Origin of the sequence: Micrococcus sp. MS-ASIII-49 (genome assembly GCF_000946635.1) — a bacterium.
In the GTDB taxonomy this organism is placed as follows: Bacteria; Actinomycetota; Actinomycetes; order Actinomycetales; family Micrococcaceae; genus Micrococcus; species Micrococcus luteus.
Genome location: NZ_JXSP01000062.1, coordinates 1 through 26,250 on the forward strand (window position 1 = coordinate 1; position 26,250 = coordinate 26,250).

Below are 26,250 nucleotides of genomic sequence, written 5' to 3' on the forward strand. Positions count from 1 at the left end.
GACAACTCAACCCGGGATGCGGGAGGGTGGGCCGATGGGCCTGCTCCGCGACCTCCTCACCCGCCGCTCCGCCCGCGACCGCTCCTCCGACCCGACGGCGACGCTCGGCCGACACCTCGACAACGCCGCGGCGATCGTGGCCGCCGCACGCCGGGCGGACGTTCCCCTCGCGGTGGCGGCGGCCCTGGCCGAGCTCGAGTCCGGCGGCCGGAACGTCTTCGGGCACGACGCCGGCGGTGTGCACAGCGCCCCGCGCGGGACGGACGTCCCCGTAACCCGGGAACGCTACGAGGAGCTCGTGGCCCGGGTGGCGCAGGGTGAGAAGTCCAACGGCGTGGGGCCCGCGCAGATCACGTGGCCGCCGTACTTCGCGCAGGCGGCGGAGCACGGCCTCCACCTGTGGGAGCCGGAGGACAACCTGGCCTTGGGGCTGGAGATCCTGCGCGGTCACCTGCGCGGCGACCTCTCCGCGGAGGGGATCGCCCGGGCGGGGACGCTCTACAACGCCGGGACGCTGTCAGACGGGGTCACCGCCTACGGCCGGCGCCTCGCCGCGGCGACCCGCGCATGGGCCGAACGCCTGGGCGAATCCGCCCCGCCGCCGGTCAGGCCAGGTTGACCAACAGCACGTACGCCAGCGTGCCGGCGGCGATCGAGACCAGGGTCCGCCGCCCGGCCAGCAGATGCACGACGACTGTCACCGCCGCCGCGATCAGCGCGTGGGCCACCCGCGTCCCGTCCACGGGCTCTCCAGGGGCCAGCGCCGCGGCGTCGAGCAGCATCACGAGGGCCAGGATGGTCAGCACGCCGGCAGGCATCCACACCGCCAGCCGCGCGGCGAGCACGGACTCCCGCAGCGGCTGCAGCAGTGCGAACGGCAACGCGCGCAGGCAGAAGGTCACGAGGCCCGCGACGACGGCCGCGGCCACCAGGTACGCGGCGCCGGTCATCGGGGGTCCTCCTCGACGCCGGGCTCGGCATCCGTGACGGCCCGCTCCCCCGCCGCGGCGACGACGGGCACCGGCCCGGTGACGGGCACGGGCTCGGGCAGCGGCAGGGCGGTCCCGCGCGCGGCGAGCACGTGGAACGCGATCAGCACCGCGGCGTAGAGGGCGAAGGCGACGACGAGCACCTGCGCGGGCGCGAGCAGCAGAGCCACCCCGACGGCGACCGTGGCCGCCAGCACGAGGGGCAGCTGGGCCCGCGTGCGGGCGGCGTCCATGGCGAGCACGATGAAGAGGGCGACGAGCGCGAACTCGAGGCCCTCGACCGGCGCGGGCAGCAGCCACGCGACGGCCACCCCGGCGAGGCCCCCGAGCACCCAATACGCATGCAGCGCGATCTGCATGGCCAGCAGCCGGGGCGCCGTCCAACCGCGGGGCTGGGCGGCGGCGATGGCGTAGGCCTCGTCGATCAGGGCGCCCATCGAGTAGATCCGCGCGAGGCGCCCCCGGACCACGCGCAGCGGGAAGCTGAACGCATAGAACACGTGGCGGAAGTTCACGAGGAACACCGTCACGGCGATCGTGAGCAGCGGCGTGCCCGCCACCACCAGCGAGACGAGCAGCAGCTCGACGGACCCGGCGAACACGACCACGGAGAACAGGGGTGCGACCCACGCGGGCAGCCCGGCCTGGACCACGAGCATCCCGAAGGCCACGCCCAGGGGGAACAGGCCGAGGCCGGCGCCCAGCGTCACGGCGACGCCGGAGCGCACCTCGGCCCACCGCGAGGGCGGAGCGGAGGCGCGCGAGGACGCTGACGAGGAGCCCATGATGGTGAGCATGCTCTCATAGGCGCCTGACGGGCGGTCGGCATGACGGAGCCGCGGCGTCACGCCGTGCCATGGCCCCGCGATCGGTGCACCCGGAGGGACTCGAACCCCCGACCCTCTCGGTGTAAACGAGATGCTCTGACCAACTGAGCTACAGGTGCCGGTGTCCGTCCAGGCTACCGGTCCGCGAGCAGGTCGCGCGTCGCCGCCTCGTGCTCGCTCCGGGTGCGTGCCTGTCCCGGGGCGGCGACCACGCGCGCGGCCTCGACCCCGTCCGCGTTGAGCAGCACGGAGACGCGGCGGGGCCGCCCGGTCTCCGCGTCGAAGACGTCGAGGGCACGGCAGGCCGCGCCGTGGGGCCAGAAATCGGAGAGCAGGGTGAGCGGCTCCGGCAGTGCCAGCTCCTCGCGGACGCGGCGCAGCACGGGGGCGGCGTCACAGGAGACCACGCGGACAGTCACCTCGTGGACCGCCACGTCCTCGGCGAGCGCCCCGATCCAGCCGAGCTCGTCCGTGCACACCGGCGTGAACGCCCCGGGCAGGAAGACGAGCCACGTGCCCCGCGGCCCGGCGGCGTCCTCGGGCCCGCGCGTCGGCGGCCACGGCCACGTCTGGCCGTGGTCGTCGCGCAGCGCGGGGACGTCGTCGGCGCCCCGCGTCCCGCCGGACGGAGCCTCAGCCACCGCGCTTCTGGACGAGCTTCTGAGCGGCCCAGTCCTCGGAGGCGCCGGCCCCGGTGGTGGCGTGCAGGCCCGCGGTGGAGGCGGCCTCGGCGACGTCCGCCGGGCTGACGTGGCCGGCGCGACCCTTGCGGGGGGTCATGATCCAGACGGGGCCGGCATCGAGGGAGCGCTGGGCGTCCACGAGGGCGTCCGCGAGATCCATGACGTCGCCGTCGTCCGCGCGCCACCAGAAGAGGACGGCGTCCGCCGGCTCCTGATCCTCCTCGGTCAGCAGCTCCTCGCCGAGCGCGTCCTCGAGCGCGTCACGGAAGGTGACGTCGACGTCGTCGTCGTACCCCCACTCCTGCACCAGGTCGCCCCTCGAGAGGGCGAGCTCCGCCAGCAGGGCGCTGTCCGTCGAGGTCGGCGTCGACCCAGCCTGCATAGTGTCCGGTCCTCCTTGATGGTGGCGGGCACTGCGGCCCGCGCCGTCGAGCGGGTGATGATGACCACCATACGCCGTGGACGCCGCCGTTCCGGGGCCTCCGGCCGGGCGGACGCGGCGGCTCCGGTCTACTCTGGGGAGGAACAGACGCACTCTCCGGGCGACGCGCCCGGCTCGGCGTCGCGGGCCCGGACCGGATCGTCTGCCCGCAGCCCACCGCGGAGCACCCCTCCGCACGAGAACCAGGAGGCACCGTGAGCGCAGCCGAAGAGAGCTCGCAGATCCGCAGCGGTCTGACCGACCAGCTCCCGGACAAGGATCCCCAGGAGACGTCGGAGTGGATCGAGTCCCTCGACGGACTCATCGAGGAGCGCGGCACGGAGCGGGCGCAGTACATCATGCGCTCCCTCATGCAGCGCGCGAGCGCCCAGTCCGTCGCCCTGCCCTACGTGACCACCACGGACTACGTGAACACGATCCCGGCGGACCAGGAGCCGGAGTACCCGGGCGACGAGGAGCTCGAGCGCCGCTACCGCAACTACCTGCGGTGGAACGCCATGGCCCTCGTGCAGCGCGCCCAGCGCGACGGCGTCGGCGTCGGCGGTCACATCTCCTCCTACGCAGGCCAGGCGACCCTCTACGAGGTGGGCCTGAACCACTTCTTCCGCGGCCAGGACCACCCGGGCGGCGGCGACCACATCTTCTTCCAGGGCCACTCCTCGCCGGGCAACTACGCCCGAGCCTTCCTCGAGGGCCGCCTGACCGAGGAGGACCTCGACGGCTTCCGCCAGGAGAAGTCCCGCCAGGGCCACGGCCTGCCCTCCTACCCGCACCCGCGGATGATGCCGCACTTCTGGCAGTACCCCACCGTGTCCATGGGCCTGGGGCCGATGAACGCCATCTTCCAGGCGCAGACCAACCGGTACCTGCACAACAACGGCATCAAGGACACCTCCGACCAGCACGTGTGGGCCTTCCTCGGCGACGGCGAGATGGACGAGCCCGAGTCGCGCGGCCAGCTGCACATCGCGGCCAACGACAAGCTCGACAACCTCACCTTCGTCATCAACTGCAACCTGCAGCGTCTCGACGGGCCGGTGCGCGGCAACGGCAAGATCGTCCAGGAGCTGGAGTCCTACTTCCGGGGCGCCGGCTGGAACGTCATCAAGGTCCTGTGGGGCCGCGAGTGGGATCCGCTGCTCGAGGCCGACGACGAGGGCGAGCTCGTGCGCATCATGAACGAGACGCTCGACGGCGACTACCAGACCTACAAGGCCGAGTCCGGCGGCTTCGTGCGCGACCACTTCTTCGGCCGGTCCTCCGTCACCAAGGAGATGGTGGCGGACATGACCGACGACGAGATCTGGGGCCTCAAGCGTGGCGGCCACGACTACAAGAAGGTGTACGCCGCCTACAAGGCCGCCATGGAGCACAAGGGCCAGCCCACCGTGATCCTGGCCCACACCATCAAGGGCTACGGCCTGGGCAAGTCCTTCGAGGGTCGCAACGCCACGCACCAGATGAAGAAGCTGACGGTGGACGACCTCAAGGTGTTCCGGGACCGCCACCGCATCCCGATCTCGGACGAGCAGATCGAGAAGGACCCGTACGACATCCCGTACTACCACCCGGGCGCCGACGCTCCGGAGATCACGTACATGATGGAGCGGCGCAAGGAGCTGGGCGGCTTCGTGCCGGAGCGGCGCAGCGACTACCACGCGATCCCGCTGCCCCCGGAGTCCGCGTACAAGCAGGCCCGCAAGGGATCGGGCAAGCAGCAGGCCGCCACGACCATGGCGTTCGTGCGCCTGCTCAAGGACCTGATGCGGGACAAGAACATGGGACCGCGCTTCGTGCCGATCATCCCGGACGAGGCCCGCACCTTCGGCATGGACTCGTTCTTCCCGACCGCGAAGATCTACAACCCCAAGGGCCAGAACTACCTGTCCGTGGACCGGGACCTGTTCCTGTCCTACAAGGAGTCCCCGCAGGGGAAGATCTACCACGTCGGCATCAACGAGGACGGCGCCACCGCGGCGTTCAACGCGATCGGCACGGCGTACTCCACGCACGGCGAGCCGATGATCCCGGTGTACATCTTCTACTCGATGTTCGGCTTCCAGCGGACCGCGGACAACATCTGGGCCGCAGGCGACCAGCTCGCGCGCGGCTTCATGATCGGCGCCACCGCCGGGCGCACCACCCTCGCCGGCGAGGGCACCCAGCACATGGACGGTCACTCCCCCGTCCTGGCGTCCACGAACCCGGCCGTGAAGCACTACGACCCGGCGTACTCGTACGAGATCGCCCACATCGTGCGCCAGGGCCTGGAGGACATGTACGGCGACCACGACCGCGGGGACGACGTCCGCAACGTCATCTACTACCTCACGGTGTACAACGAGCCGATCACCCACATCGAGGAGCCCGAGGGCCTCGACGTGGAGGGCCTGCTCAAGGGCATCTACCGCCTCTCCGAGGGCCAGGGCGACGGCCCGAAGGTCCAGCTCCTGGGCTCCGGCGTCTCCGTGCCGTGGGCGCTCGACGCCCAGCGGATCCTCTCCGAGGAGTGGGGCGTGAACGCCTCCGTGTGGTCGGTGACCTCCTACAACGAGCTGTACCGCGACGCCGTCGCGGCGGAGAAGGACGCCCTGAAGGACCCGTCCGCCACCCCGCGCGTGCCCTACGTGACGCAGGCGCTGCAGGGGGCCGAGGGCCCGATCGTGGCCACCTCGGACTACTCCACCTCGTGGACGAACCAGATCCGCCCGTTCGTGCCGAACCGCTTCTCGGCGCTCGGCGCCGACGAGTTCGGCTTCGCGGACACCCGCGCCGCCGCCCGTCGGTACTTCCTCATCGACACCCACTCGATGGTGGTCCGCGCGCTGCAGCTCCTCGAGGAGGAGGGCGAGGTCGAGCGGGGCACGGCCGCGAAGGCGCACGAGAAGTACCGCCTGGACGACGTCAACGCCGGCACCACCGGCATCGCGGGCGGCGACGCCTGACCCGCATGCCGCGGGGAGGCCGACGCCCTCCCGTCCCGACGCCGGCCGCTCGCCTCCGCCAGGGAGGCGAGCGGCCGGCGTCGTCGCTGTAGGAACCCCACAACACGCGCCTAGGATGAAGCGCATGCCCGAGCCCCGCCCCGCCGCCCCTCGCCCCGTGAGCACCGACGGGCTGGCCCGCCTCAGGAGCCACCTGGGGGCCCTGAACACGGCGGTGCTGCAGCGGCTGGACGCCACCCTGCCCTGGTACCGCCGACTCACCCCGGACGAGCGCAGCGCCCTCGGGCTCGTGGCCCAGCGCGCCCTGCAGGGCTTCCTCACGTGGTTCGAGCGGCCCACCTCCACGGGCCACGTCCTGCAGGACGTCTTCGGGCCCGCGCCCACCGATCTCACCGGGGCGATCTCGCTGCAGCGGGCCCTCCAGCTCATCCGGACGATGGTGGACGTCGTCGAGACGCGGGTGCCGGAGCTGCTGGCCGAGCGCGACCAGGCGCCCGTCCGCGAGCACATCCTCCACTACTCGCGCGAGGTCGCGTTCGCGCTCGCAGACGTGTACGCCCGGGCCGCGGAGATGCGCGGAGCGATGGACTCGCGGCTCGAGTCGGTCCTGCTGGACGCGGTGCTGCGCGGGCAGGACCCGGACGAGATCCGGCACCGGGCCACCGCGCTGGGCTGGCGTGGGGACCACGACGTGATGGTCATGGCGGGTCTCGCCCCGGGGCAGGACAAGCCCGCGTTCATCCCGGACCTGCGGCGGGCCGCGGCGAGGCTCGACTGCGACCTGCTCGTGGGCGTGCAGTCCGAACGGCTCGTCCTCGTGGTCGGCTCGGTGCGGGACGCGCGGGCGGTGGGCGAGGCGCTCGCGCCCTGGTTCGCGCCGGGACCGGTGATCGTGGGACCCGTCGTGGACTCGCTGGTCTCGGCGCACGTCTCGGCGCGGCACACCCTCGCCGGGCTCAGCGCCGCGGCCGCCCACCCCCGGGCGAGCCGGCCCACCCCGGCGGAGGACCTGCTGCCCGAGCGGGCGCTGCTGGGCGACCCCACGGCCCGGGAGGCCCTCGTGGACGGGGTGTTCACGCCCCTGGCCGACGCCGGCACCTCCCTGCTGGAGACCGTGGACGCGTACGGCGCGCTGGGCCACTCGCTCGAGGGCACGGCCCGCGAGCTGTTCGTCCACGCGAACACCGTGCGGTACCGCCTCAAGCGGGTGGCTGAGGTGACCGGCTGGGACCCGCTGGTCCCCCGCGACGCGTACGTCCTGCAGACCGCGATCACCCTGGGCCGGCTCGCGGGGGCGCGGCAGACGACCGGGGACGGGTCGGACTGAGCCGGGGCGGCGCACACCCCCGCTTGTAGAAACCCTCCAAACCGACTCGCCGTGCTTCGTGGCGCGATCTGCCCGGGATGGCGGCCGATCCTGACACGATGGAGGAATGCTTGCCATCGTGTGCCCCGGACAGGGGTCCCAGACGCCCGGCTTCCTCGCCCCCTGGCTCGAGCTGGACGGGACCCGCGACCTGCTCGCATCCCTCTCCGACGCCGCGGGCGTGGACCTGATCCGCCACGGCACTGAGTCGGACGAGGAGACCATCAAGGACACCGCCGTCGCCCAGCCGCTGATCGTGGCGGCCGGCCTCGTGGCCGCCGCGGCCCTCGAGGCGGACGCCGCCGCACCGAAGTCGACCGTCGTGGCCGGCCACTCCGTGGGCGAGGTCACCGCGGCCGCCGTCACCGGCGTGCTGTCCCCCGCCGAGGCCCTCTCCCTGGTGCGCGTGCGCGCCACCGGCATGGCCCGGGCCGCCGCGGCCACGCCCACGGGCATGGCCGCCGTCGTGGGCGGGGACCAGGACGAGGTCCTCGCGGCCATGGACGCGGCGGGCCTGACGCCCGCCAATGTCAACGGCGCCGGCCAGATCGTCGCCGCCGGCACCGCGGAGGCCCTCGGCGCGCTCGCCGAGTCCGCCCCCGCCCGCGCCCGCGTGATCCCGCTCAAGGTGGCCGGCGCGTTCCACACGGAGCACATGCGCCCCGCCGTGGACGACCTCGCGGCCCACGTCGCCGACCTCTCCCCCTCGGACCCGCGCCTGCCCCTGCTGTCCAACCGAGACGGCGAGGCCGTCGAGTCCGGCACGGACGTGCTCGCCCGGATCGTGGACCAGGTCACCCGCCCGGTCCGCTGGGACCTGTGCATGGCGGCCATGGCCGCGCGGCAGGTCACGGGCGTCCTGGAGCTGCTGCCCGGTGGCACACTGACCGGACTGGCCAAGCGCGGTCTCAAGGGCACCGCGCAGCTCGCCGTGAAGACCCCCGAGGACCTGGACGCCGCGCGGGCGTTCCTGGCCGAGCACTCGGCCTGAACCCCGCGCACCGCCCGGCAGAGAGAAGCACCATGACCGTCACCCTGAAGCAGCACGAGCGCCCCGCGGCCAGCCGCATCGTGGCCGTGGGCGCCTACCGCCCGGCGAACCTGGTCCCCAACGAGGACCTCGTCGGCCCCATCGACTCGTCGGACGAGTGGATCCGCCAGCGCACCGGCATCGTCACGCGCCAGCGCGCCACGGCGGAGGAGACCGTGCCCGTCATGGCCGTGGGCGCCGCCCGGGAGGCCCTCGAGCGGGCCGGCCTGCAGGGCTCGGACCTGGACGCCGTGATCGTCTCGACCGTCACCTTCCCGCACGCCACCCCCTCGGCCGCGGCCCTCGTGGCGCACGAGATCGGGGCCGCCCCGGCGCCCGCCTACGACGTCTCCGCCGCGTGCGCCGGCTACTGCTACGGCGTCGCCCAGGCGGACGCGCTCGTGCGCTCCGGTACCGCGCGGCACGTGCTCGTGGTCGGCGTCGAGCGCCTGTCCGACGTCGTGGACCCCACGGACCGCTCCATCTCCTTCCTGCTGGGCGACGGCGCGGGCGCCGTGATCGTGTCGGCCTCGGACGAGCCGGGCATCGCCCCCTCGGTGTGGGGTTCGGACGGGGAGCGCTGGTCCACGATCTCCATGACGCACTCGCAGCTGGAGCTGCGCGACGCCGTGGAGCACGCCCGCACCACGGGCGACGCCTCGGCGATCACCGGCGCGGAGGGGATGCTCTGGCCCACGCTGCGCCAGGACGGGCCCTCCGTCTTCCGCTGGGCCGTGTGGTCGATGGCGAAGGTGGCCCGCGAGGCCCTCGACGCCGCGGGCGTGGAGCCCGAGGACCTCGCCGCGTTCATCCCGCACCAGGCCAACATGCGGATCATCGACGAGTTCGCCAAGCAGCTGAAGCTGCCGGAGTCCGTCGTCGTGGCCCGGGACATCGCGGACGCCGGCAACACGTCGGCCGCGTCCATCCCGCTGGCCATGCACCGTCTGCTGGAGGAGAACCCCGAGCTCACCGGCGGCCTGGCCCTGCAGATCGGCTTCGGCGCCGGGCTGGTCTACGGCGCCCAGGTGGTCCGCCTCCCCTGAGGCGGCGCCGTCTGATTCACTGATCACGTACACCCCACACCCCTACCGAAGGAGACGCCCCATGGCTTCCAAGGAAGAGATCCTCGCCGGCCTCGCCGAGATCGTGAACGAGGAGACCGGCCTCGACACCGCCGAGGTGCAACCGGAGAAGTCCTTCACGGACGATCTGGACATCGACTCGATCTCGATGATGACCATCGTGGTCAACGCCGAGGACAAGTTCGGCGTGAAGATCCCGGACGAGGAGGTCAAGAACCTCAAGACCGTCCAGGACGCCGTCGACTTCATCGACGGCGCCCAGGCCTGATCGGCCCACGACGGCGGCGGGCCCGGCCCGCCCCGTCCCCTCGGTGAGCGCCGGGGGCGCGTGAGCGCCCCCGGCGCCCGACACCCTCGACTTCCGGCACCCCGGCGCGCGCCGCGCGTCGTGCCGACGACACCCCTCCGCCCGATCCCCACTCGAGACCCAGAGGCAGCAGACCCATGACCCGCACCGCAGTGATCACCGGCCTCGGCGCCACCACGCCCATCGGCGGCGACGTGCCCACCTTCTGGTCCCACGCCCTGCAGGGCGTCTCCGGTGCGCGCACCATGGAGCACGACTGGGTGGAGAAGTACGAGCTGCCCGTCACCTTCGCGGCCGAGCTGACCGTGCCCACCTCCGAGGTCCTCTCCAAGGTGGAGCAGAAGCGCCAGGACCCGGCCACCCAGATGGCGACCGTCGCCGCGCGCGAGGCCTGGAAGGACGCCGGCCTCGAGGGCGCGGAGGTCGACGGCGACCGGCTCGCCGTGGCCTTCGGCACCGGCATCGGCGGCGTGTGGACCCTCCTGGACGGCTGGGACACCCTGCGCGAGCGCGGCCCGCGCCGCGTGCTGCCCATGACCGTTCCGATGCTCATGCCCAACGGCGCCGCCGGCGCGCTCTCCCTCGAGTTCGGCGCCCGCGCCGGCGCCCGCACCGTGGTGTCCGCGTGCGCCGCCGGCACCGAGGCGCTCGAGACCGCGCTGCTGCTCATCCGCTCCGGCCAGGCCGACGTCGTGATCTGCGGCGCCGCCGAGGCCGCCGTGCACCCGCTGCCGATGGCCGCGTTCGCCGCGATGCAGGCGCTGTCCAAGCGCAACGACGACCCGCAGGCCGCGTCCCGCCCCTACGACGTGGACCGCGACGGCTTCGTTCTCGGCGAGGGCGCCGGCGTCATGGTGATCGAGTCGGAGGAGCACGCGAAGACCCGCGGCGCCCGCGTGTACGCCGAGCTGGCCGGCGCGGGCGTCAGCTCCGACTCCCACCACATCACCGCGCCCGAGCCCGAGGGCCTGGGCGCGACCCGTGCGATGCGCGCCGCCCTGAGGTCGGCCGACATCACCCCCGAGGACGTGTGCCACGTGAACGCCCACGCGACGTCCACGCCCAAGGGCGACGCCCCGGAGTACCTGGCCATGCGGGCCGTGTTCGGCGACCACCTGGACCAGGTGCAGGTCTCGGCCACGAAGTCCCAGACCGGCCACCTGCTGGGCGCCTCAGGCGCGATCGAGTCGATCCTGTCCGTGCTCGCCGTGCACCACGGCCAGGCGCCCGTGACCATCAACCTGGACCACCAGGACCCGGAGATCCCGCTGAACGTGGTCACCGGCTCCCCCGCCCGCCTGCCCGAGGGGCCGCGCGTGGCCGTGAAGAACTCGTTCGGGTTCGGCGGCCACAACGCGGTGGCCGTGTTCCGCAGCGTCTGAGCCGGAGCGCCGCCGGCCGGGCGAAGGCTCAGACAGCGCGGTGCAGCCAGCGCACGTTGGCGTGGGCGGCGGCCAGCCGGAACGGCTCGAGCTCGTCGTCCCAGGCCTCGCCGAGCGCGAGGGAGAGTTCGTGCATCAGCACGCTGGGGTCGCCCGCGCCGGCCTCGTAGGCGTACCGGATGCGGTCCTCGGAGACCATGATGTTGCCGGAGACGTCCGTGGTGGCATGGAAGATGCCGAGGTCCGGGGTGTGGGACCAGCGCGAGCCGTCGACCCCGGCGGACGGCTCCTCCGTGATCTCGAAGCGCAGGTGCGGCCAGCCACGCAGGGCGGAGGCCAGACGCGCGCCAGTGCCGGCGGGCGCCGTCCAGTGCACCTCGGCGCGGTGCTGGCCGGGCGCGACCGGCTGACCCTCCCACTCCACCGAGGTCGCGGGGCCGAGCACGGAGCTCAGCGCCCACTCCACGTGGGGGCAGAGGGCGGTGGGGGCGGAGAGGATGTGGACCACGCCGCGGGTTTGGGTGCTGGTCATGGATGCCTCCGGGGGTGCGATGCGGTGCGTCTTCCCCTACGACCACGTCGCGGCTCCGGTGGATCCTGGGGCCATTGTGCACCAGGGATGCCGGGCCGGCAACGAGGCGGTGCGCCGCCGCGCGTGTCGCGGTGGCGCAGTGGAGGGGCCGGGGGCGCTCCGGGGAGGCGTCAGGCGCGTGGGTGGGCCTGCCGGTAGCCCTCGCGGAGGCGATCGATCGAGACGTGCGTGTAGACCTGCGTGGTGCGCAGGGATGCATGGCCCAGCAGCTCCTGCACGCTGCGCAGGTCGGCGCCGCCGTCGAGGAGGTGGGTCGCGGCCGTGTGGCGCAGCGCGTGCGGCCCGCGGGCCGCGGTGTCCCCCAGGCCCTCGAGCGCCCGGTCGACGACGGTGCGCGCCTGGCGCACCCCCAGCCGGCCGCCGCGTGCGCCGAGGAAGAGGGCGGGGCCGGAGTCCGGCCGGGCCAGGCGGGGGCGACCGAGCCGCTGCCACGCCTGGAGGGCGCGGCCCGCGGGTGTGCCGTAGGGGACGGTGCGCTGCCGGTCTCCCTTGCCGGTCAGCCGGACGACGCCGCGGCCGGCCTCGAGGTCGTCCACGTCCAGGGCGGAGAGTTCGGCCACCCGGGCGCCCGTGGCGTAGAGCAGCTCGAGCAGGGCGGCGTCCCGCAGGGCCAGCGCGTGGGCGGCGGGGTCGTCGCCCGCGGCGGCCGCGTCCACACGCTCCTGGGCGGCCGCGAGGAGCCGGGTCGCCTGCTGCTCCTGGAGCACGTGGGGCAGCGTCCCCTCGGGCCGGGGCGAGCGCAGCCGCAGGGCGGGGTCGTCGGAGCGCAGGCCCTCGCGGCGCAGCCAGGCCGTGAAGGTGCGGACGGCGGCCACCCGGCGGGCCAGGGTCGCGCGGGCGAGGCCGGACCCGCTCATGTCCGCCAACCAGCCGCGCAGGTCCTCGATGTCCAGCTCGGGGAGGACGTCCGGTGCGCTGGGCCCGTGGCGAGCGGGAGCATCGTCGTCCACGGGGGGCGTCCCCGCGGTGGCGGCTGTGCCGGCGACGTAGTCGATGAGGGAATGCAGATCGGCGAGGTACGCGCGCACGGTCTGGGGGCTGCGGTTCCGCTCGTGGCGCAGGTGCTCCTCGAACGCCTCGAGCCAGGCCGTGTCCCGGGGCGAGGGGGCGCGCGGGGCCGGGGCGGGACGGACGGAGGACGACGGGGCCATCCCCCCACTCTGCCATCCGCGCCCCGGGCGACGCGGCCGGAGGTCATGCGCGCCGCCACCGGTCCTCGACCCGTTCGGCCAGGCCCGCCCGCTGCAGCCGGGACAGACAGGCCAGGACGGTGGGCAGCGCGAGCCCGGCGCTGACGGTGATCCGGTCGACGGGCACCGCCTGGCGCAGGGGCAGCGCCTCGTGGACGAGGGCCTCCTCCATCGTGAGCCCGTCGGTGGGCCGCGCGGCAGGCTCGGGAGCTGCCCGGGTGGACGACGGCCCACCCGCGCCGCCGCTCCGGGCGGGCCCCTGACCGAGCAGGGCAAGGGCCTCCTGCTCGGTGGTGACGAGACGGGCGGGGCTCTCCTGCAGCAGACGGTGGCAGCCGGCGGAGCTGGGCGAGGTCACGGGGCCGGGGACGACGCCCACCTCGCGGCCGAGCCCGAACGCGTGGCCCGCCGTGTTCTGCGCTCCCGACCGCCAGCGCGCCTCGACCACCAGCACGGCCCCCGCGAGCGCGGCGATGACTCGGTTGCGCTGCAGGAACCGGTAGCGCGTGGGGCTCGCCCCGGGCGGCATCTCGGACACGAGCAGCCCGGCGGCCATCACCGCGCGGAGCAGGTCCTCGTGGCCGGCCGGGTAGAACCGGTCGAGGCCGCCGGCCAGCACCGCCACCGTGGGCGGGACGCCGTCGCGATCCGCCGCGTTCTCCGGTGCGGCGGGCGCCTGCAGCGCGGCCCGGTGGGCGGCGCCGTCGATGCCGTAGGCGCCGCCGGAGATCACGCACGCGCCCTGCTGGACGGCGTGGGCGGCACAGCGGGCGGTCACGGTCCGCCCGTACGCGGTCGCCTCCCGGCTGCCGACGACGGCGAGCATCCGGTCCGCGGGAGGCAGCGTTCCGGTGCCGCGGAACCACAGGCCCAGGGGTGCCTCCTCGCCCAGGTCCGCCAGGGCGGCGGGCCAGGCGTCGTCCTCGGGGATCAGCAGGCCTCCCCCGAGCCGGTGCAGAGTCACGAGGTCGCGCTCCGGCTCCAGTCGGGCGGCCCGGGGCGCCCAGCGGGCCAGGCCCGCGGCCCAGCGCCGGGGCAGCGTGTCGGGCGTGCCGGCGTGATCGGCGAGCAGATCGTGTTCGGCGGGCTGGATCGTCTCCCGGCCCGTGAGCAGGGTGAGCGCCCGCTCCGGCCCCAGCGCCGTGACGGTCTGCACCGCGAGCGCGTCCCCGGGCTCGACCAGCCGGGTCAGGGCGGCGCGGGCGAGCCGGGCGGCGTCCGGCCGGCGCGGCCCGGCGACGGGGGCGTGGTCTGCCGCCGGGGTGACGTGGGTGGTCATGCGTCCTCCTCGTTCTGGTGGCGCAGCGTGAGTGCCACGTCGGTGTCCTCGGGTGCGGGCCGTTCGGCGCCGCGCAGGTCCGCCAGGGTCCAGGCGAGGCGCAGGACACGGGCGTGGCCGCGCGCGCTCAGCAGGCCCTGGTCGACGGCGTCGTCCGCGGGCCGGCGGGCCGCCCGGGGCACGGCGTACGGGCCGTGCCGCAGCACCGCGGCGGGGACGTGCGCGTTGCGGCGCAGCCCGGACGGGACGAGCCCGCGCTCTGCGGCGGTGGCCCAGCGTTGGGCCTGGCGGTCGGCGGCCGCGGCGACCCGGGCGGCCACCTGCGAGGTGGTCTCGGAGGCGGGCGCCCCCGTGAGCTGCCGCGCGTCGACGGGCCGCACGGTGACCTGCAGGTCGACACGGTCCAGCAGCGGTCCGGAGAGCCGCTGGGCGTAGCGGCGGCGTTCGGGCACGCTGCACCGGCACTCGACGCCCGTGCCGCCGCCCTTGCCGCACGGGCAGGGGTTGGCGGCCAGCACGAGCTGGAACCGGGCCGGGTAGACGACGGCGCCGAGGGCCCGGTGCAGCAGCACCTCCCCGGACTCGAGGGGCTGGCGCAGCGCCTCGAGGGTGCGTCGTTCGAACTCGGGGGCCTCGTCCAGGAACAGCACGCCGCCGTGGGCGAGGGAGGCCGCTCCCGGCCGGGCGAGGCCGCTGCCGCCGCCCACGAGGGCCGAGCGGGACGCCGAGTGGTGGGGTGCCTCGAACGGCGGGGTCCGGTCGATGTCACCGTCGAACCCCTGGGCCGTCCCGCCCCTGCGCCGGACACGGGCGGCGCCGCCGCGGAGGGAGCGCAGGGCGGCGCACTCGAGCGCGGTGCGCCGGTCCAGGGGCGGCAGGATTCCGGGCAGGCGCTCGGCCAGCATGGTCTTGCCCGCCCCCGGGGCGCCCATGAGCAGCAGGTGGTGGGCGCCGGCGGCTGCGACCTCGAGGGCGAACCGGGCCTCGGCCTGCCCGGCGACCTCGGCGAGGTCGGGCACCGCACGGGCCGGCTCCGGTTCCGGGGCTGTCACCTGCCGTCGGGCCGGGCGGCGGGGCGCCTCTCCGTCCGGTTCCCCGCCGAAGGCGCGGATGACGTCGTGCAGATGGGCGAAGCCGCGGACCTCGGCGCCGGGGACCAGTCGGGCCTCGGCCTCCGCGTCCTCGGCGACGACGATCTCGGAGCACCCCGCGTCGACGGCGGCCATCACCATCGCCACGGTCTCCGGCGAGCGGTGCAGGGCGCCGTCGAGGCCGAGCTCGGCCAGGAACACGGGCCCCTCGACGTTCCGCACCCGCCCGTCCGCGGCGTAGGCCGCCAGGACGATCGCCAGGTCGTGGCAGGCGCCCCGCTTGTGCACCCCCGCCGGCAGCAGGTTCACGGTCAGGTGCCGCCGGGTCAGGGGCAGTCCGGCGTTGCGCGCGGCGGAGCGGATGCGGTCCCGGCTCTCCTGCAGCGCCTGGTCCGGCAGGCCGAGGAGGGTGAACCCGGGCAGGGACTGGGCGATGTCCGCCTCGACGTGCACGACCTCCCCGCGCAGACCCGCCAGCGTGATGGAGCGGGTGCGTCCGATGCCGCTCACGGCCGCACGTCCTGCAGCAGATCGAAGCGGATCCCGCCCGTGCGCGGCACCAGCACGGCGACGGCGTCGACGCGCCAGGGCGTTCCCCGGCGCTCTCCGGCGTGGGTCCGCACCCATGCCGCGGTGAGGCGGTGCAGCCGGGTGAGCTTGCGCCGGTCGATCGACTCGAACGGGTCGCCGAAGGCCAGGCCCGAGCGGGTCTTCACCTCGACGCCCACCCACCAGCCGGCGTGCTGGGCCACGATGTCCAGCTCTCCGGCCTCACCCCGCCAGTTGCGGTCGGCGATCACGTAGCCGCGCTCGGCGAGCCAGCGTGCGGCGGCGTCCTCGCCGAACCGGCCCAGCGCCGTGTGCGCGCGGCTGGCGCGCCTGTCTCCGGGCGGCTGCGCCCCGATCCGTTCCGCGGTCCCCGTCATCCCGACCACCTCCTGGGCACCAGGGTGGTCCCGAGCAGGGTCGCCGGGTCGGCGACGGCGGGGATTGTGCGGGGCCGGACGCCTGTGCAGGAGTGGACGTCGGCGTCCCGCCCTCGGGGCCGATCAGGCGTGGGTCAGCTCGGCAGCTGGCCGTCCGGCGGGACCGTCAGGTCCTCGGTGGGCAGCTCCTCGATGTTCACGTCCTTGAAGGTCAGCACCTTCACGCGCTTGATGAACCGCTGCGTGCGGTACACGTCCCACACCCAGGCGTCCTCGAGCAGGATCTCGAAGAACACGTCCCCGTCCGCCTGGCGGGGCGTCAGCTGCACGTCGTTGGCGAGGTAGAAGCGCCGCTCGGTCTCCACGACGTAGCGGAACAGGCCCACCACGTCCCGGTACTCGCGGTAGAGCAGCAGCTCGGCCTCGGCCTCGAAGTCCTCGACGTCGTCTGCGCTCATGACATGCCTCCTCAGTGTTCGCCGCGCACCCGCGACAGTCCGGGCACGCACGGCCTCCATCCTCCCCCGTCCGGGGGTCGCACGTCGAACGGGCGGCCGCGCCCGGCCCCGGGGGCTCAGTCGAACAGCGTGGGCGGCGCCTGCGCGGGCGCGTCCGGCAGCCCGAGGTTCCAGCTGCGCCGGTGCTGCTCGCTCGCCCCGCGCTCGGCCAGGGCGGCCCGGTGCGCGGCTGAGCCGTACCCCTTGTTCCCGGCCCACCCGTACCCCGGGTGCGCCGCGTCGAGGGCGATCATGACGTCGTCGCGGGCCACCTTCGCGGCGATCGACGCGGCCGCCACCGTCGCGCACCGGTCCTCGGCCCGCACCAGCATCGTGGGCACGGGCGGCAGCGGGCGCGGCGCGGGCGCGGGGCCGGCGTCGGGATCGGAGCGGCTCAGCCAGTCGTCCCGGCCGTCGAGCACGAGGGCGACCGGCTCCTGCCCCACCGCGGCGTACAGCGCCGCCCACGCCCGGCGCCCGGCGAGGCCGAGGGCCGCCGAGATCCCGAGCGCGTCGATCTCCGCGGGGCCGGCCTCGCCCAGCGCCACCCCGGCCGCCCAGGCCTCGATCTGCGGGACCAGGGCGCGCCGGCGTCGGTCCGTGAGCGCCTTGGAGTCACGCACCGGAGGGATCTGCCCGGCGGCGGGCAGCCACGCGGCGCACACCCCGACGACGACGGGCCCGGCCAGCGCGCCACGGCCCACCTCGTCCATGCCCGCCACGAGCACCCGGTCCACTCCCCGCGCGGCGAGGACCGGCGCGGCCAGCCCCGCCTCGACGTCCAGGCCGGCGCGCACCGTCGGCCGGCCACCGCCCCGGCTCGCGGTCACGTGCGGGCCTCCGGCGCGGGCGCGTCCGGCACGGCGGCGAACGCGTCGGGGTCGGCGCCGGCGCCGCCGATCCGGTCCAGCGGCCAGACCACGAGCCGGGCGCGGCCCACCACGTCGTCGAGGGCCACGAACCCGCCCCCGGGCCCGGCGCGGTGCGCGCGGGAGTCCGCCGACGCCGAGCGATGGTCGCCGAGCACCCACAGTCGCCCCGCGGGGACGGTCACCTCGAACGCCTCCTGCGCGGGCGTCTCCCCCGGCGCGAGGTACGGCTCATCCACGGGCACCCCGTTCACGCGCAGCGTCTCCTCGCCGGGCGTCCAGGAGACGGTGTCCCCCGGCAGCCCGACGGCCCGCTTGATCACGTGGCCGCCCCCGGGCAGCCAGCCCTTCGTGTCTTCGAACACCACCACGTCACCGCGGCGCACCGGGAACGGGTCCGGGGTGAGCAGCGTGGCGACCACGCGGTCGCCGGCCTGCAGCCCGGGCTCCATGGACGAGGACGGGATGGCGTACATGCGCGCCAGGAAGGCCCACGCCAGCACGCAGGCGAGTACGGTCACGGCGGCGGCGATCAGCGCGGTGCGGCGCCCGGTCACGGCGTGTCCCCGGAGGGGGCGTCCACGGTCCCGCGGCGGGCCAGGGGCCACACGATCTCCGCGGCCCGGCCCTCGACCCGCTCGAGCGGGATGAGCCCGCCGCCGGGGGCGCCCAGCAGTGCGCGGGAGTCCCGGGAGGCGGCGCGGTGGTCGCCCAGGACGACCATGCGCCCGTCGGGCACCTCGAAGGACCAGGTCCCTGCCGCGGCCGGCTCGTCTGCGGTCACGGGCCTGCCGAGATACGGCTCGTTCAGCGGCTCGCCGTTGCGCAGCAGCCGGCCGTCCGGGGCACAGCATTCGAGGCGGTCCCCCGGCAGGGCCAGCACGCGCTTGACGAAGACGTCCTCGGCCGCGCCGACACCCCACCACCGGGCGACGTCCTCGAGGCCGCGCTCGAGCGATCCGGCCGAACGGTACGGCGCCAGGCTGCCGGCGCCGTCGAACACCACCACGTCGCCGTGGTGCAGGCCCTGCCCGCCGGCCGCGGCGGCGTCCACCCGCACGCGGTCGCCGGGCTGCAGGGTCGGCTCCATCGACCCGGAGGGGATGAGGTAGACGGGGCCGGTGAGGGCTCGCAGCACCGCGGCCACCACGACGGCGGCCACCACGGTCAGGCCGAGCCACGCCCACCAGCGGCTCGTGCCGGAGGCGGGGGCCGCCGTCGTGCTCGAGGAGGAGCCGGCCCCGGACGCGACGGAGCCCCGTGACCGGCGGGGGTCACGGGGCTCCGAGGTGCGCATGGGTCGATCACCGGTCGGCGGGGCCGACCGGGATGATCACTTGGCGTCGGCGCGCTTCTCGCGGATGCGGGCGGCCTTGCCGTGGCGGTCGCGCATGTAGTACAGCTTCGCGCGGCGCACGTCGCCCTTGGTGACGACCTCGATCTTGTCGATGACCGGGGAGTGCACCGGGAACACGCGCTCCACGCCGATGCCGAAGGACACCTTGCGGACGCGGAAGGTCTCGCGCACGCCGTAGCCCTGACGGCCCATGACGTAGCCCTGGAACACCTGGACGCGGGCGGTCTTGCCCTCGATGATGTTCACGTGCACCTTGACGGTGTCGCCGGGGGCGAACTCCGGGATGTCGTCGCGCAGCGTCTTCTTGTCGAACGAGTCGAGAATGTGCATGTCGTCTCTCCTGGCGGATGCCACAGGTCAACCGCGTGGTATGCGGGCGCACGGTCCGTCCACGTCCGCATGACGAGGGGGCCGGGTCCCGAGCCGAGGGCCGGGCTCCGCACGTGGGGTGCGGTCCCGGGGTCCGATCCGTTGACGCGCGCCCCCTGTGGCAGGTCGGGCGTCCGGCGGACGCGAGGATCCATTATGCCACAGCCGATGACGTCGCGACGCCCCTCCGGCCCGTCGGGCGCGGCGGGTCAGGCCTCGGAGTCGTACGCCGCCCACAGGTCCGGTCGCCGCTCGCGCGTGCGCTCCTTCTGCTGGGCCCGACGCCAGGCCGCGACCTTGCCGTGGTCGCCCGAGAGCAGCACGGGCGGCACCGCACGGCCCCGCCAGTCCGCGGGCTTGGTGTAGACCGGGTACTCCAGCAGGCCGTCCTCGTGGGACTCCTCGACGAGCGAGGCCGGGTTGCCCACGACGCCCGGCACGAGGCGGCCGACGGCCTCGATCATCGCCAGCGCCGCGACCTCGCCGCCGTTGAGCACGTAGTCGCCCAGTGAGACCAGCCGCACCTCGAAGAGCTCCTCGGCCCAGCCGAAGACGCGCTCGTCGATGCCCTCGTAGCGGCCGCACGCGATCGCCACGTGCTCCCGGCCCGCCAGTTCCCGGGCGAACCGCTGGGTGAAGCGCTCCCCCGAGGGCGTCGGCACGAGCAGCACGGGGCGGTCCCCCGGCTCGACCGAGGCCGGATCGGCGGGGGCCGGCGCCGCGGGCCCCTGGGCCGCCACGTGCTCGAGCGCGAGCGCCCACGGCTCGGGTTTCATCACCATGCCGGCGCCGCCGCCGTAGGGGGTGTCGTCCACGGTGCGGTGCCGGTCGAAGGTGAAGTCGCGCAGGTCGTGGACGTGCACGTCCACGAGGCCCTCGCGGCGGGCACGGCCCAGCAGCGAGACGTCGAGCACCGCGAGGTACTCGGGGAAGATCGTGACGACGTCGAAGCGCACCGCTCAGTCCTCCGCATCCGCATCGGCGGGCCCGTCCGCGGCGTCCTCGTCCTCGCCGGTGGCGAGCTCGAGCAGCCCCGGCGGCGGGGTCAGCACGAGCACGCCGGCCTCGGAGTCGATCTCCGGGACGATCTCGTCGACGAAGGGCACCAGGGCCTCCTCCTCGACGCCGTCCAACGCGACGTGCAGCAGATCCTGGACCGCCCCGGTGGTCAGGGCCGTGACGACGCCGACGCGCTCGCCCTCGACCCGCACCTCGAGGTCCACGAGGTCCTCCTCGTACCACTCGTCGGACTCCTCGGGCGCGGCGGGAACGGCGAACAGCTGGGCGCCGCGCAGGGTCTCGGCGACGTTGCGGTCCGGCGACTCGGCGAAGCCGACCACGAGGATCTGCTTGTTCCACCGGGCCCGGGTGACGGTGAGCTCCGCCGGCAGGCCCGGGGCGCCGTCGCGCACCACGAGGCGCTCGCCGGGGGCGAAGCGGGCGTCCGGGTCGTCGGTGAAGACCTGCACGGTCACCTCGCCGCGGATGCCGTGCGGCTTGCCGATGCGGGCGACGCGGACGAGGTCGTCCTGGGCTGCGGGACTCATGGGCTCTCCTGGGTGGGACGGTCGGTGGCGGGAGGGGGCGGGGCCGCAGACGACGACGGCCCGCCGGCCCGGTGAGGGGCGGGCGGGCCGTGCGTCACGGGCCGTCAGGAGCGGCGGTCGGTCTCCACCACGTCCACGCGGACGGGGTGGCCGGCCAGGCCGTCCAGCACGGTGCGCAGCGCGGTGGCGGTGCGACCCTGGCGGCCGATCACGCGACCCAGGTCCTCGGGGGCCACGCGGACCTCCAGCATGTCGCCGCGCCGCTGGGAGCGGGCGTCCACGCGGACCGCCTCGGGCGTGTCCACGATGCCGCGCACCAGGTGCTCGAGGGCCTCGGTCAGCATGGTCACTCGGACTTCTCGGCGTCCTCGGCCGGCGCCTCAGCGGCCTCCTCGGCCGGGGCCTCGTCGGCCTGCTCGGACTCGGCCGGGGCCTCCTCCTGCTTCGGCTCCTCCGGCAGGATGACCGAGCCCTTCTCGGGGGCCACGAAGGCCTCCTTCTCGGACTTGGACTTCAGGGTGCCCTCGGCGCCCGACTCGCCCTTGAACTTCTGCCAGTCACCGGTGACCTTCAGCAGCGCGGCGACCTGCTCGGTCGGCTGGGCGCCGACGGAGAGCCAGTACTGGGCGCGCTCCGAGTCGATCTCGATGAACGAGGGCTCCTCGGTGGGGTGGTACTTGCCGATCTCCTCGATGGCACGGCCATCGCGGCGGGTGCGCGAGTCCATGACGACGACGCGGTAGAACGGGGCGCGGATCTTGCCGAACCGCTTCAGACGAATCTTGACAGCCACGAGTGTGGTTCTCCTTCAGTGGATCTGGGGGGCCGGGGCACGACGCCGCGTGGGGGCAGCGGGCGTCGACGACCTGGCACACGGAACGGAGCGCAGCGGAGGATAGAGGGTCGTCCGGGCTCACGCTCAGTACCGTGCCATTCTGCCAGATCGGGCGGGCCGGTGCACACCCGGCGCGCCGCGACCGGGCAGCGGGCGACTCAGCGGTCCTTGAGGTACTTCTCGAAGCCCGCCGGCAGGTTGAGGGTGGACGGGTCGAAGCCCTCCATGCCCGCGCCGTCGCGGCCGAACACGGCCCCGGCCTGCGCCTGGGCGGCGCGGGCGCGCCGCTCCTCGATCGCCTTGCGCTCGGCCGCGGCCTTGGCCGGGTTGCCGGACTTCACGCGATCGCGCTTGGCGTTCTTGCCCTTCCCCTTCGCCTTGCGGGAGGCGCCGCCCGGCGTGCCGGGCATGCCCGGGATGCCGCCGCCGGCGGCCATGCGCTTCATCATCTTCTGTGCCTCGGCGAAGCGCTCGAGCAGGCCGTTGACCTCGGACACGCTCACGCCCGAGCCGCGGGCGATGCGGGCACGGCGGGAGCCGTTGATGATCTTGGGGGCCACGCGCTCGTGCGGGGTCATCGAGTGGATGATCGCCTCGACGCGGCCGATCGACGACTCGTCGAACTGCTCGAGCTGCTGCCGCATGCCCTGGGCGCCCGGCATCATCATGAGCATCTTCTTCAGCGAGCCCATCTTCTTGAGCTGCTGCATCTGGGCGAGGAAGTCGTCGAGGGTGAAGTCCTCCTGGTCCGCGAACTTGCGGGCCATCTTCTCGGCCTCGGTGCGGTCCCAGTTCTGCTCGGCCTGCTCGATCAGGGAGAGCACATCGCCCATGTCGAGGATGCGCGATGCCATGCGGTCCGGGTGGAAGACCTCGAAGTCCTTCAGGCCCTCGCCCGTGGAGGCGAACATGATCGGCTTGCCGGTCACGTGGCGGACGGACAGCGCGGCGCCGCCGCGCGCGTCGCCGTCGAGCTTGGTGAGCACGACGCCGGTGAAGCCGACGCCCTCGTTGAACGCCTGGGCCGTGGCCACGGCGTCCTGGCCGATCATCGCGTCGATGACGAAGAGCACCTCGTCCGGGTCCACGGCGGCGCGGATGTCCGCGGCCTGCTGCATGAGCTCGGCGTCCACGCCGAGGCGGCCCGCGGTGTCGATGATGACCACGTCGTGGTACTTCGTGTTGGCCTCGGCGACGCCGTCGCGGGCCACCTGCACCGGGTCGCCGGAGGCGGCCTCGAACTCGGAGGAGACGCCGGGGTGCGGCGCGTAGACCGGGACGCCGGCGCGCTCGCCGCCGACCTGCAGCTGCTTCACGGCGTTCGGGCGCTGGAGGTCGCAGGCCACGAGCAGCGGGGTGTGGCCCTGGGACTTGAGCAGGTGGGCGAGCTTGCCGGCGAGGGTCGTCTTGCCGGCGCCCTGCAGGCCCACGAGCATGATGACGGTGGTGCCCGTCTTGGCGTGCTGGATGCGCCGGGTCTCACCGCCGAGGATGCCCACGAGCTCCTCGTTGACGATCTTCACGACCTGCTGGCCCGGGTTCAGGGCCTGGGCCACCTCGGCGCTGAGGGCGCGCTCCTTGATCTGCGCGATGAACTGGCGGACCACGGGCACGGCGACGTCGGCGTCCAGGAGGGCGCGGCGGATCTCGCGTGCGGTGGCGTCGATGTCCGCCTCGCTCAGCCGCCCCTTGCCCTTGAGGCTGCGGAAGGTGGCTGTGAGGCGGTCGGACAGGGAGTTGAACACGGCGGGTGTGATCCTTCGAAGCGGGGTCGACTGAGCCGGACGCGGTCGGTCGCGGGCGCCGCGGCATCCACCGCGGCGCCCGCCAAGCCTAGCAACCGACCGGCCTCACCCGTCCGCGGCGGCTCACCGCGCCTCGGCGGGGACGGGCACCCCGCCGAAGCCGACGTCGTAGTGGTAGGCCGACTCGTCGTGCAGGGTGAGGTCCACGCCGCGCTCCTCGTCCTCCTCGCTCACGCGCAGGCCCAGGGTGGCCTTGAGCACGAGCGCGATGAGGAAGGTGAGCACCGCGGTGAACACCACGGCCACGACGACGGCCACCGTCTGGGCCAGCAGCAGACGGCCGTCCCCGCCGTAGAACAGGCCCGCGGGGCCCTCGGAGGGCAGGGCGAAGAAGCCGATGAGCACGGTGCCCAGGATGCCGGCGGTCAGGTGCACGCCCACCACGTCGAGGGAGTCGTCGAAGCCGAGGCGGTACTTGAGGTTCACGGCCAGGGCGCTGGCCGCGCCGGAGGCCACGCCGATCACCAGGGCGCCGAGCGGGCTGACGAAGGCGCACGCCGGAGTGATGCCGACGAGGCCGGCCACGATGCCGGAGGCGGTGCCGATCGAGGTCGGGCGGCCGCGGCGCACCCACTCCACCACGACCCAGCCGAGCATGCCGGCCGCGGCGGCGGCCAGGGTGTTGATCCAGATCAGGCCGAGCTGGCCCGTGTCGCCGGCGGCGCCGCCGTTGAAGCCGAACCAGCCGAACCACAGCAGGGCGGCGCCCAGCATGGTGAAGGGCACGTTGTGCGGCTTGTGGCCGGGGTCCACGCCGAAGCCCTTGCGCTTGCCCATCATCAGGGCCAGGACGAGCGCCGCCACGCCGGCGCTGATGTGCACCACGAGGCCGCCGGCGAAGTCCAGGGCCTCGCCGAGGCGCGAGCCGATGGCGCCCTCCTCGGCGAGCAGGCCGCCGCCCCACACCATGTAGGCCAGCGGCGCGTAGACCAGGGTCACCCACACCGGCACGAACACGCACCAGGTGAGGAAGCGGGCGCGGTCCGCGACCGCGCCCGAGATGAGGGCCACCGTGATGATGGCGAAGGTGGCGCCGAAGCCGGCGGCGATCAGACCGCCCTCCTCCATCGCGGTGGTGAGGCCGGGGTCGGCCAGCGGGCTGCCGACGAGGCCGAGCCAGCCCTCGCCGCCGGTCATGCCGGAGACCCAGAGGATCCACACGACGCCGACCAGGCCCATCGAGACGAAGGACATCATCATCATGTTCAGCGCGGACTTCGAGCGGGTCATCCCGCCGTAGAACAAGGCGAGCCCCGGTGTCATCAAGAGGACGAGGCCTGCGCTCACCACCATCCACACGGTTCCGGCGTCCAGGGTCATCTCGTTCATGGGCGTCTCCTCGGTCTGAGCCGGACGCCCGCCGCGTCGACGCCGTTCGTCCGGCGTCGTCGCCCGGTCCAGGATCGGACCGTTGCTCAAGGAGCGTAGCGGAGCGTGAGGCGCGGCACGGTGGCGCGCACGGAATCGGACGCAATGTGACGCGCCGCGCCGCCGGGGGTGACCGGGGACGCAGCGGGCCCCTCCCGACGACGTCGGAAGGGGCCCGGTGCGCGGCGCGGCGGGTCAGTCGGCCAGCAGCGCGTCCACGAAGCCCTCGGCGGTGAACGGCGCGAGGTCATCGGGGCCCTCGCCGAGGCCGATCAGCTTGACGGGCACGCCGAGCTGGCGCTGGATGGCGATCACGATGCCGCCCTTGGCGGTGCCGTCCAGCTTGGTCAGCACGATGCCGGTGACGTCCACGACCTCGGCGAACACCTTCGCCTGGGTCAGGCCGTTCTGGCCGGTGGTGGCGTCGAGGACGAGCAGGACCTCGTCCACCTCGGCCTGCTTCTCGATGACGCGCTTGATCTTGCCGAGCTCGTCCATGAGGTTGGCCTTGTTCTGCAGACGGCCCGCGGTGTCCACGAGCACGACGTCGACGCCCTCGGCGATGCCGTGCTCCACGGCCTCGAAGGCGACGGACGCCGGGTCGGCGCCCTCCTTCTCGGAGCGGACGGTCTCGACGCCCACGCGGGCACCCCACGTGGCGAGCTGCTCGGCGGCGGCGGCGCGGAAGGTGTCCGCGGCGCCGAGCATGACGGTGCGGTCCTCCGCCACGAGCACACGGGCGAGCTTGCCCACGGTGGTGGTCTTGCCGACGCCGTTGACGCCCACGACCATGGTCACGGCGGGGCGGTCGCCCCTGCGGGTCGCGGCGAGACGGCGATCCATCGAGGGGTCCACCATCGCCACGAGCTCCTCGCGCAGCAGGGTGCGCACCTGCTCGGGGTCACGCGTGCCCTCGACCGTGACGCGGGCCTTGAGGCGGTCGACGAGCTCCAGGGTGGGCTCGGTGCCGAGGTCCGCCATCAGCAGCGTCTCCTCGATCTCGTCCCACACGTCGTCGTCGATGCGGTCCTGGGACAGCAGCGCCAGCAGGCCCTTGCCGAAGACGTTGTTGGACTTGAGCAGGCGAGCCCGCAGGCGGGCCAGGCGCGAGCCGGCGGCCTCGGGCCGCTCGTACTCGGGCTTCGCCGGGGCGGTCTCCGCCTCCTCGACGACGGCGGGCTCCGGCTCGGCGACGACGGCCGGTGCCTCGTCGACCTCGGGGCGCTCCAGGACGGCGGTGGAGCCCGACGGGGCCGCGTGCCGCGGACTCGGGCGCGGGTCGTCCGCGTCCCGCACTCCCTGGTACGAGCCCTTCGGCGGGGCGGGGCGCCGGTCCAGCAGGCCGACGAGCACGCCGCCCAGCAGCAGGGCGGCCACGACTGAGACTATGAGCACGATTTCCACGGGCCCAGTCTGTCACACGGGTCCTCGCCCGCCCCGGGTCGCACACCGGGCGCCGTGCGAAGATG

Annotated in this window: 28 protein-coding genes and 1 tRNA gene; 7 read left to right on the plus strand and 22 right to left on the minus strand. The window is 74.2% G+C overall.

Going from position 1 to position 26,250, the window contains the following annotated elements:
* Nucleotides 1–619: hypothetical protein (locus SJ20_RS04850; protein WP_235281259.1), on the plus strand; the 619-nt coding region annotated here is incomplete at its 5' end.
* Here SJ20_RS04850 and SJ20_RS04855 read toward each other — a convergent pair.
* From SJ20_RS04855 to SJ20_RS04875, 5 genes are all read right to left on the minus strand, one after another.
* The gene (locus tag SJ20_RS04855) at nt 606–950 is read right to left on the minus strand and encodes an AzlD domain-containing protein (RefSeq protein WP_010078898.1); all 345 of its coding nucleotides are present in this window, start codon (nt 948–950) and stop codon (nt 606–608) included. The two genes, SJ20_RS04850 and SJ20_RS04855, sit on opposite strands and share 14 nt — an antisense overlap.
* A complete protein-coding gene (locus SJ20_RS04860; RefSeq protein WP_044659130.1) occupies nt 947–1,786 on the minus strand; it encodes an AzlC family ABC transporter permease in 840 nt (279 codons plus the stop codon). Before SJ20_RS04860 ends, SJ20_RS04855 begins: the two co-directional genes overlap by 4 nt.
* Before the next feature lie 75 nt (nt 1,787–1,861).
* Nucleotides 1,862–1,935 (minus strand) — tRNA-Val (locus tag SJ20_RS04865).
* A gap of 15 nt (nt 1,936–1,950) precedes the next feature.
* Complete coding sequence (locus SJ20_RS04870; protein ID WP_044659131.1) at nt 1,951–2,457, minus strand: redoxin domain-containing protein; 507 nt, start codon at nt 2,455–2,457, stop codon at nt 1,951–1,953.
* Nucleotides 2,450–2,881 carry a DUF3052 domain-containing protein gene (locus tag SJ20_RS04875; RefSeq protein ID WP_044659132.1) on the minus strand — a complete coding sequence of 144 codons (432 nt, stop codon included), beginning with the start codon at nt 2,879–2,881 and terminating at the stop codon, nt 2,450–2,452. The genes SJ20_RS04870 and SJ20_RS04875 overlap by 8 nt, the downstream gene beginning before the upstream one ends.
* 254 nt (nt 2,882–3,135) lie before the next feature.
* Here SJ20_RS04875 and aceE point away from each other — a divergent pair, with 254 nt between their 5' ends.
* The 6 genes from aceE (at nt 3,136) to fabF (ending at nt 11,056) form a co-directional block, all read left to right on the plus strand.
* A complete protein-coding gene (gene aceE, locus SJ20_RS04880) occupies nt 3,136–5,886 on the plus strand; it encodes a pyruvate dehydrogenase (acetyl-transferring), homodimeric type (RefSeq protein ID WP_044659133.1) in 2,751 nt (916 codons plus the stop codon).
* 124 nt (nt 5,887–6,010) lie between these two features.
* Nucleotides 6,011–7,213 carry a CdaR family transcriptional regulator gene (locus tag SJ20_RS04885; RefSeq protein WP_044659134.1) on the plus strand — a complete coding sequence of 401 codons (1,203 nt, stop codon included), beginning with the start codon at nt 6,011–6,013 and terminating at the stop codon, nt 7,211–7,213.
* Between the two features lie 106 nt (nt 7,214–7,319).
* Complete coding sequence (locus tag SJ20_RS04890; protein WP_044659135.1) at nt 7,320–8,243, plus strand: ACP S-malonyltransferase; 924 nt, start codon at nt 7,320–7,322, stop codon at nt 8,241–8,243.
* 32 nt (nt 8,244–8,275) lie between these two features.
* Entirely contained in the window at nt 8,276–9,328 is a 1,053-nt protein-coding gene (locus SJ20_RS04895; RefSeq protein WP_044659136.1) for a beta-ketoacyl-ACP synthase III, read from the plus strand.
* Nucleotides 9,329–9,389: 61 nt separating this feature from the next.
* Complete coding sequence (locus tag SJ20_RS04900) at nt 9,390–9,635, plus strand: acyl carrier protein (RefSeq protein WP_010078906.1); 246 nt, start codon at nt 9,390–9,392, stop codon at nt 9,633–9,635.
* Between the two features lie 176 nt (nt 9,636–9,811).
* The gene (fabF, locus tag SJ20_RS04905; protein WP_020624512.1) at nt 9,812–11,056 is read left to right on the plus strand and encodes a beta-ketoacyl-ACP synthase II; all 1,245 of its coding nucleotides are present in this window, start codon (nt 9,812–9,814) and stop codon (nt 11,054–11,056) included.
* A gap of 28 nt (nt 11,057–11,084) precedes the next feature.
* Here the strand turns inward: fabF and SJ20_RS04910 are convergent, their stop codons facing one another.
* From SJ20_RS04910 to ftsY, 17 genes are all read right to left on the minus strand, one after another.
* On the minus strand, nt 11,085–11,588 hold the full coding sequence (locus SJ20_RS04910) for a DUF3145 domain-containing protein (RefSeq protein WP_020624513.1): 504 nt from the start codon (nt 11,586–11,588) through the stop codon (nt 11,085–11,087).
* 170 nt (nt 11,589–11,758) lie between these two features.
* Nucleotides 11,759–12,799 carry a tyrosine recombinase XerC gene (locus SJ20_RS04915; protein ID WP_020624514.1) on the minus strand — a complete coding sequence of 347 codons (1,041 nt, stop codon included), beginning with the start codon at nt 12,797–12,799 and terminating at the stop codon, nt 11,759–11,761.
* Nucleotides 12,800–12,842: 43 nt separating this feature from the next.
* Nucleotides 12,843–14,117 carry a DNA-processing protein DprA gene (locus SJ20_RS04920; RefSeq protein ID WP_082067585.1) on the minus strand — a complete coding sequence of 425 codons (1,275 nt, stop codon included), beginning with the start codon at nt 14,115–14,117 and terminating at the stop codon, nt 12,843–12,845.
* Complete coding sequence (locus tag SJ20_RS04925; RefSeq protein WP_041103126.1) at nt 14,114–15,718, minus strand: YifB family Mg chelatase-like AAA ATPase; 1,605 nt, start codon at nt 15,716–15,718, stop codon at nt 14,114–14,116. The genes SJ20_RS04920 and SJ20_RS04925 overlap by 4 nt, the downstream gene beginning before the upstream one ends.
* Nucleotides 15,715–16,134, minus strand: coding sequence for a YraN family protein (locus SJ20_RS04930; protein WP_041103128.1), 420 nt, complete (start codon nt 16,132–16,134; stop codon nt 15,715–15,717). Before SJ20_RS04930 ends, SJ20_RS04925 begins: the two co-directional genes overlap by 4 nt.
* A gap of 134 nt (nt 16,135–16,268) precedes the next feature.
* Complete coding sequence (locus SJ20_RS04935) at nt 16,269–16,592, minus strand: DUF2469 domain-containing protein (protein WP_041103130.1); 324 nt, start codon at nt 16,590–16,592, stop codon at nt 16,269–16,271.
* A 116-nt stretch (nt 16,593–16,708) separates the two neighbouring features.
* Complete coding sequence (locus SJ20_RS04940; RefSeq protein WP_044659137.1) at nt 16,709–17,461, minus strand: ribonuclease HII; 753 nt, start codon at nt 17,459–17,461, stop codon at nt 16,709–16,711.
* Nucleotides 17,458–18,057 carry a signal peptidase I gene (lepB, locus tag SJ20_RS04945; RefSeq protein ID WP_020625065.1) on the minus strand — a complete coding sequence of 200 codons (600 nt, stop codon included), beginning with the start codon at nt 18,055–18,057 and terminating at the stop codon, nt 17,458–17,460. Before lepB (SJ20_RS04945) ends, SJ20_RS04940 begins: the two co-directional genes overlap by 4 nt.
* Nucleotides 18,054–18,797, minus strand: coding sequence for a signal peptidase I (gene lepB, locus SJ20_RS04950; RefSeq protein WP_044659138.1), 744 nt, complete (start codon nt 18,795–18,797; stop codon nt 18,054–18,056). The genes lepB (SJ20_RS04945) and lepB (SJ20_RS04950) overlap by 4 nt, the downstream gene beginning before the upstream one ends.
* A 36-nt stretch (nt 18,798–18,833) precedes the next feature.
* Entirely contained in the window at nt 18,834–19,187 is a 354-nt protein-coding gene (gene rplS / locus SJ20_RS04955) for a 50S ribosomal protein L19 (protein WP_002853821.1), read from the minus strand.
* A gap of 248 nt (nt 19,188–19,435) precedes the next feature.
* Nucleotides 19,436–20,182 carry a tRNA (guanosine(37)-N1)-methyltransferase TrmD gene (trmD, locus tag SJ20_RS04960; RefSeq protein WP_044659139.1) on the minus strand — a complete coding sequence of 249 codons (747 nt, stop codon included), beginning with the start codon at nt 20,180–20,182 and terminating at the stop codon, nt 19,436–19,438.
* A gap of 3 nt (nt 20,183–20,185) precedes the next feature.
* Nucleotides 20,186–20,773 (minus strand): ribosome maturation factor RimM, encoded by a 588-nt coding sequence (gene rimM, locus SJ20_RS04965; RefSeq protein WP_044659140.1) that lies wholly within the window; start codon nt 20,771–20,773, stop codon nt 20,186–20,188.
* 104 nt (nt 20,774–20,877) lie between these two features.
* Complete coding sequence (locus SJ20_RS04970) at nt 20,878–21,117, minus strand: RNA-binding protein (protein WP_029248213.1); 240 nt, start codon at nt 21,115–21,117, stop codon at nt 20,878–20,880.
* Between the two features lie 2 nt (nt 21,118–21,119).
* A complete protein-coding gene (gene rpsP, locus SJ20_RS04975) occupies nt 21,120–21,566 on the minus strand; it encodes a 30S ribosomal protein S16 (RefSeq protein ID WP_044659141.1) in 447 nt (148 codons plus the stop codon).
* Between the two features lie 200 nt (nt 21,567–21,766).
* Entirely contained in the window at nt 21,767–23,353 is a 1,587-nt protein-coding gene (ffh, locus tag SJ20_RS04980) for a signal recognition particle protein (protein WP_044659142.1), read from the minus strand.
* 123 nt (nt 23,354–23,476) lie between these two features.
* Nucleotides 23,477–24,742: an ammonium transporter gene (locus SJ20_RS04985; protein ID WP_044659143.1), complete on the minus strand. Its 1,266-nt coding sequence runs from the start codon at nt 24,740–24,742 to the stop codon at nt 23,477–23,479.
* A gap of 234 nt (nt 24,743–24,976) precedes the next feature.
* Complete coding sequence (ftsY, locus tag SJ20_RS04990; RefSeq protein ID WP_180949549.1) at nt 24,977–26,185, minus strand: signal recognition particle-docking protein FtsY; 1,209 nt, start codon at nt 26,183–26,185, stop codon at nt 24,977–24,979.
* Nucleotides 26,186–26,250 lie beyond the last annotated feature (65 nt).

Coding starts and splice junctions, on each gene's coding strand:
- SJ20_RS04855 (WP_010078898.1), bottom strand. CDS start 950: ATGACCGGCGCCGCGTACCTGGTGGCCGCGGCCGTCGTCGCGGGCCTC.
- SJ20_RS04860 (WP_044659130.1), bottom strand. CDS start 1,786: ATGCTCACCATCATGGGCTCCTCGTCAGCGTCCTCGCGCGCCTCCGCT.
- SJ20_RS04875 (WP_044659132.1), bottom strand. CDS start 2,881: ATGCAGGCTGGGTCGACGCCGACCTCGACGGACAGCGCCCTGCTGGCG.
- SJ20_RS04885 (WP_044659134.1), top strand. CDS start 6,011: ATGCCCGAGCCCCGCCCCGCCGCCCCTCGCCCCGTGAGCACCGACGGG.
- SJ20_RS04890 (WP_044659135.1), top strand. CDS start 7,320: ATGCTTGCCATCGTGTGCCCCGGACAGGGGTCCCAGACGCCCGGCTTC.
- SJ20_RS04895 (WP_044659136.1), top strand. CDS start 8,276: ATGACCGTCACCCTGAAGCAGCACGAGCGCCCCGCGGCCAGCCGCATC.
- SJ20_RS04900 (WP_010078906.1), top strand. CDS start 9,390: ATGGCTTCCAAGGAAGAGATCCTCGCCGGCCTCGCCGAGATCGTGAAC.
- fabF (WP_020624512.1), top strand. CDS start 9,812: ATGACCCGCACCGCAGTGATCACCGGCCTCGGCGCCACCACGCCCATC.
- SJ20_RS04910 (WP_020624513.1), bottom strand. CDS start 11,588: ATGACCAGCACCCAAACCCGCGGCGTGGTCCACATCCTCTCCGCCCCC.
- SJ20_RS04915 (WP_020624514.1), bottom strand. CDS start 12,799: ATGGCCCCGTCGTCCTCCGTCCGTCCCGCCCCGGCCCCGCGCGCCCCC.
- SJ20_RS04920 (WP_082067585.1), bottom strand. CDS start 14,117: ATGACCACCCACGTCACCCCGGCGGCAGACCACGCCCCCGTCGCCGGG.
- SJ20_RS04930 (WP_041103128.1), bottom strand. CDS start 16,134: ATGACGGGGACCGCGGAACGGATCGGGGCGCAGCCGCCCGGAGACAGG.
- SJ20_RS04935 (WP_041103130.1), bottom strand. CDS start 16,592: ATGAGCGCAGACGACGTCGAGGACTTCGAGGCCGAGGCCGAGCTGCTG.
- lepB (WP_044659138.1), bottom strand. CDS start 18,797: ATGCGCACCTCGGAGCCCCGTGACCCCCGCCGGTCACGGGGCTCCGTC.
- rplS (WP_002853821.1), bottom strand. CDS start 19,187: ATGCACATTCTCGACTCGTTCGACAAGAAGACGCTGCGCGACGACATC.
- rimM (WP_044659140.1), bottom strand. CDS start 20,773: ATGAGTCCCGCAGCCCAGGACGACCTCGTCCGCGTCGCCCGCATCGGC.
- SJ20_RS04970 (WP_029248213.1), bottom strand. CDS start 21,117: ATGCTGACCGAGGCCCTCGAGCACCTGGTGCGCGGCATCGTGGACACG.
- SJ20_RS04985 (WP_044659143.1), bottom strand. CDS start 24,742: ATGAACGAGATGACCCTGGACGCCGGAACCGTGTGGATGGTGGTGAGC.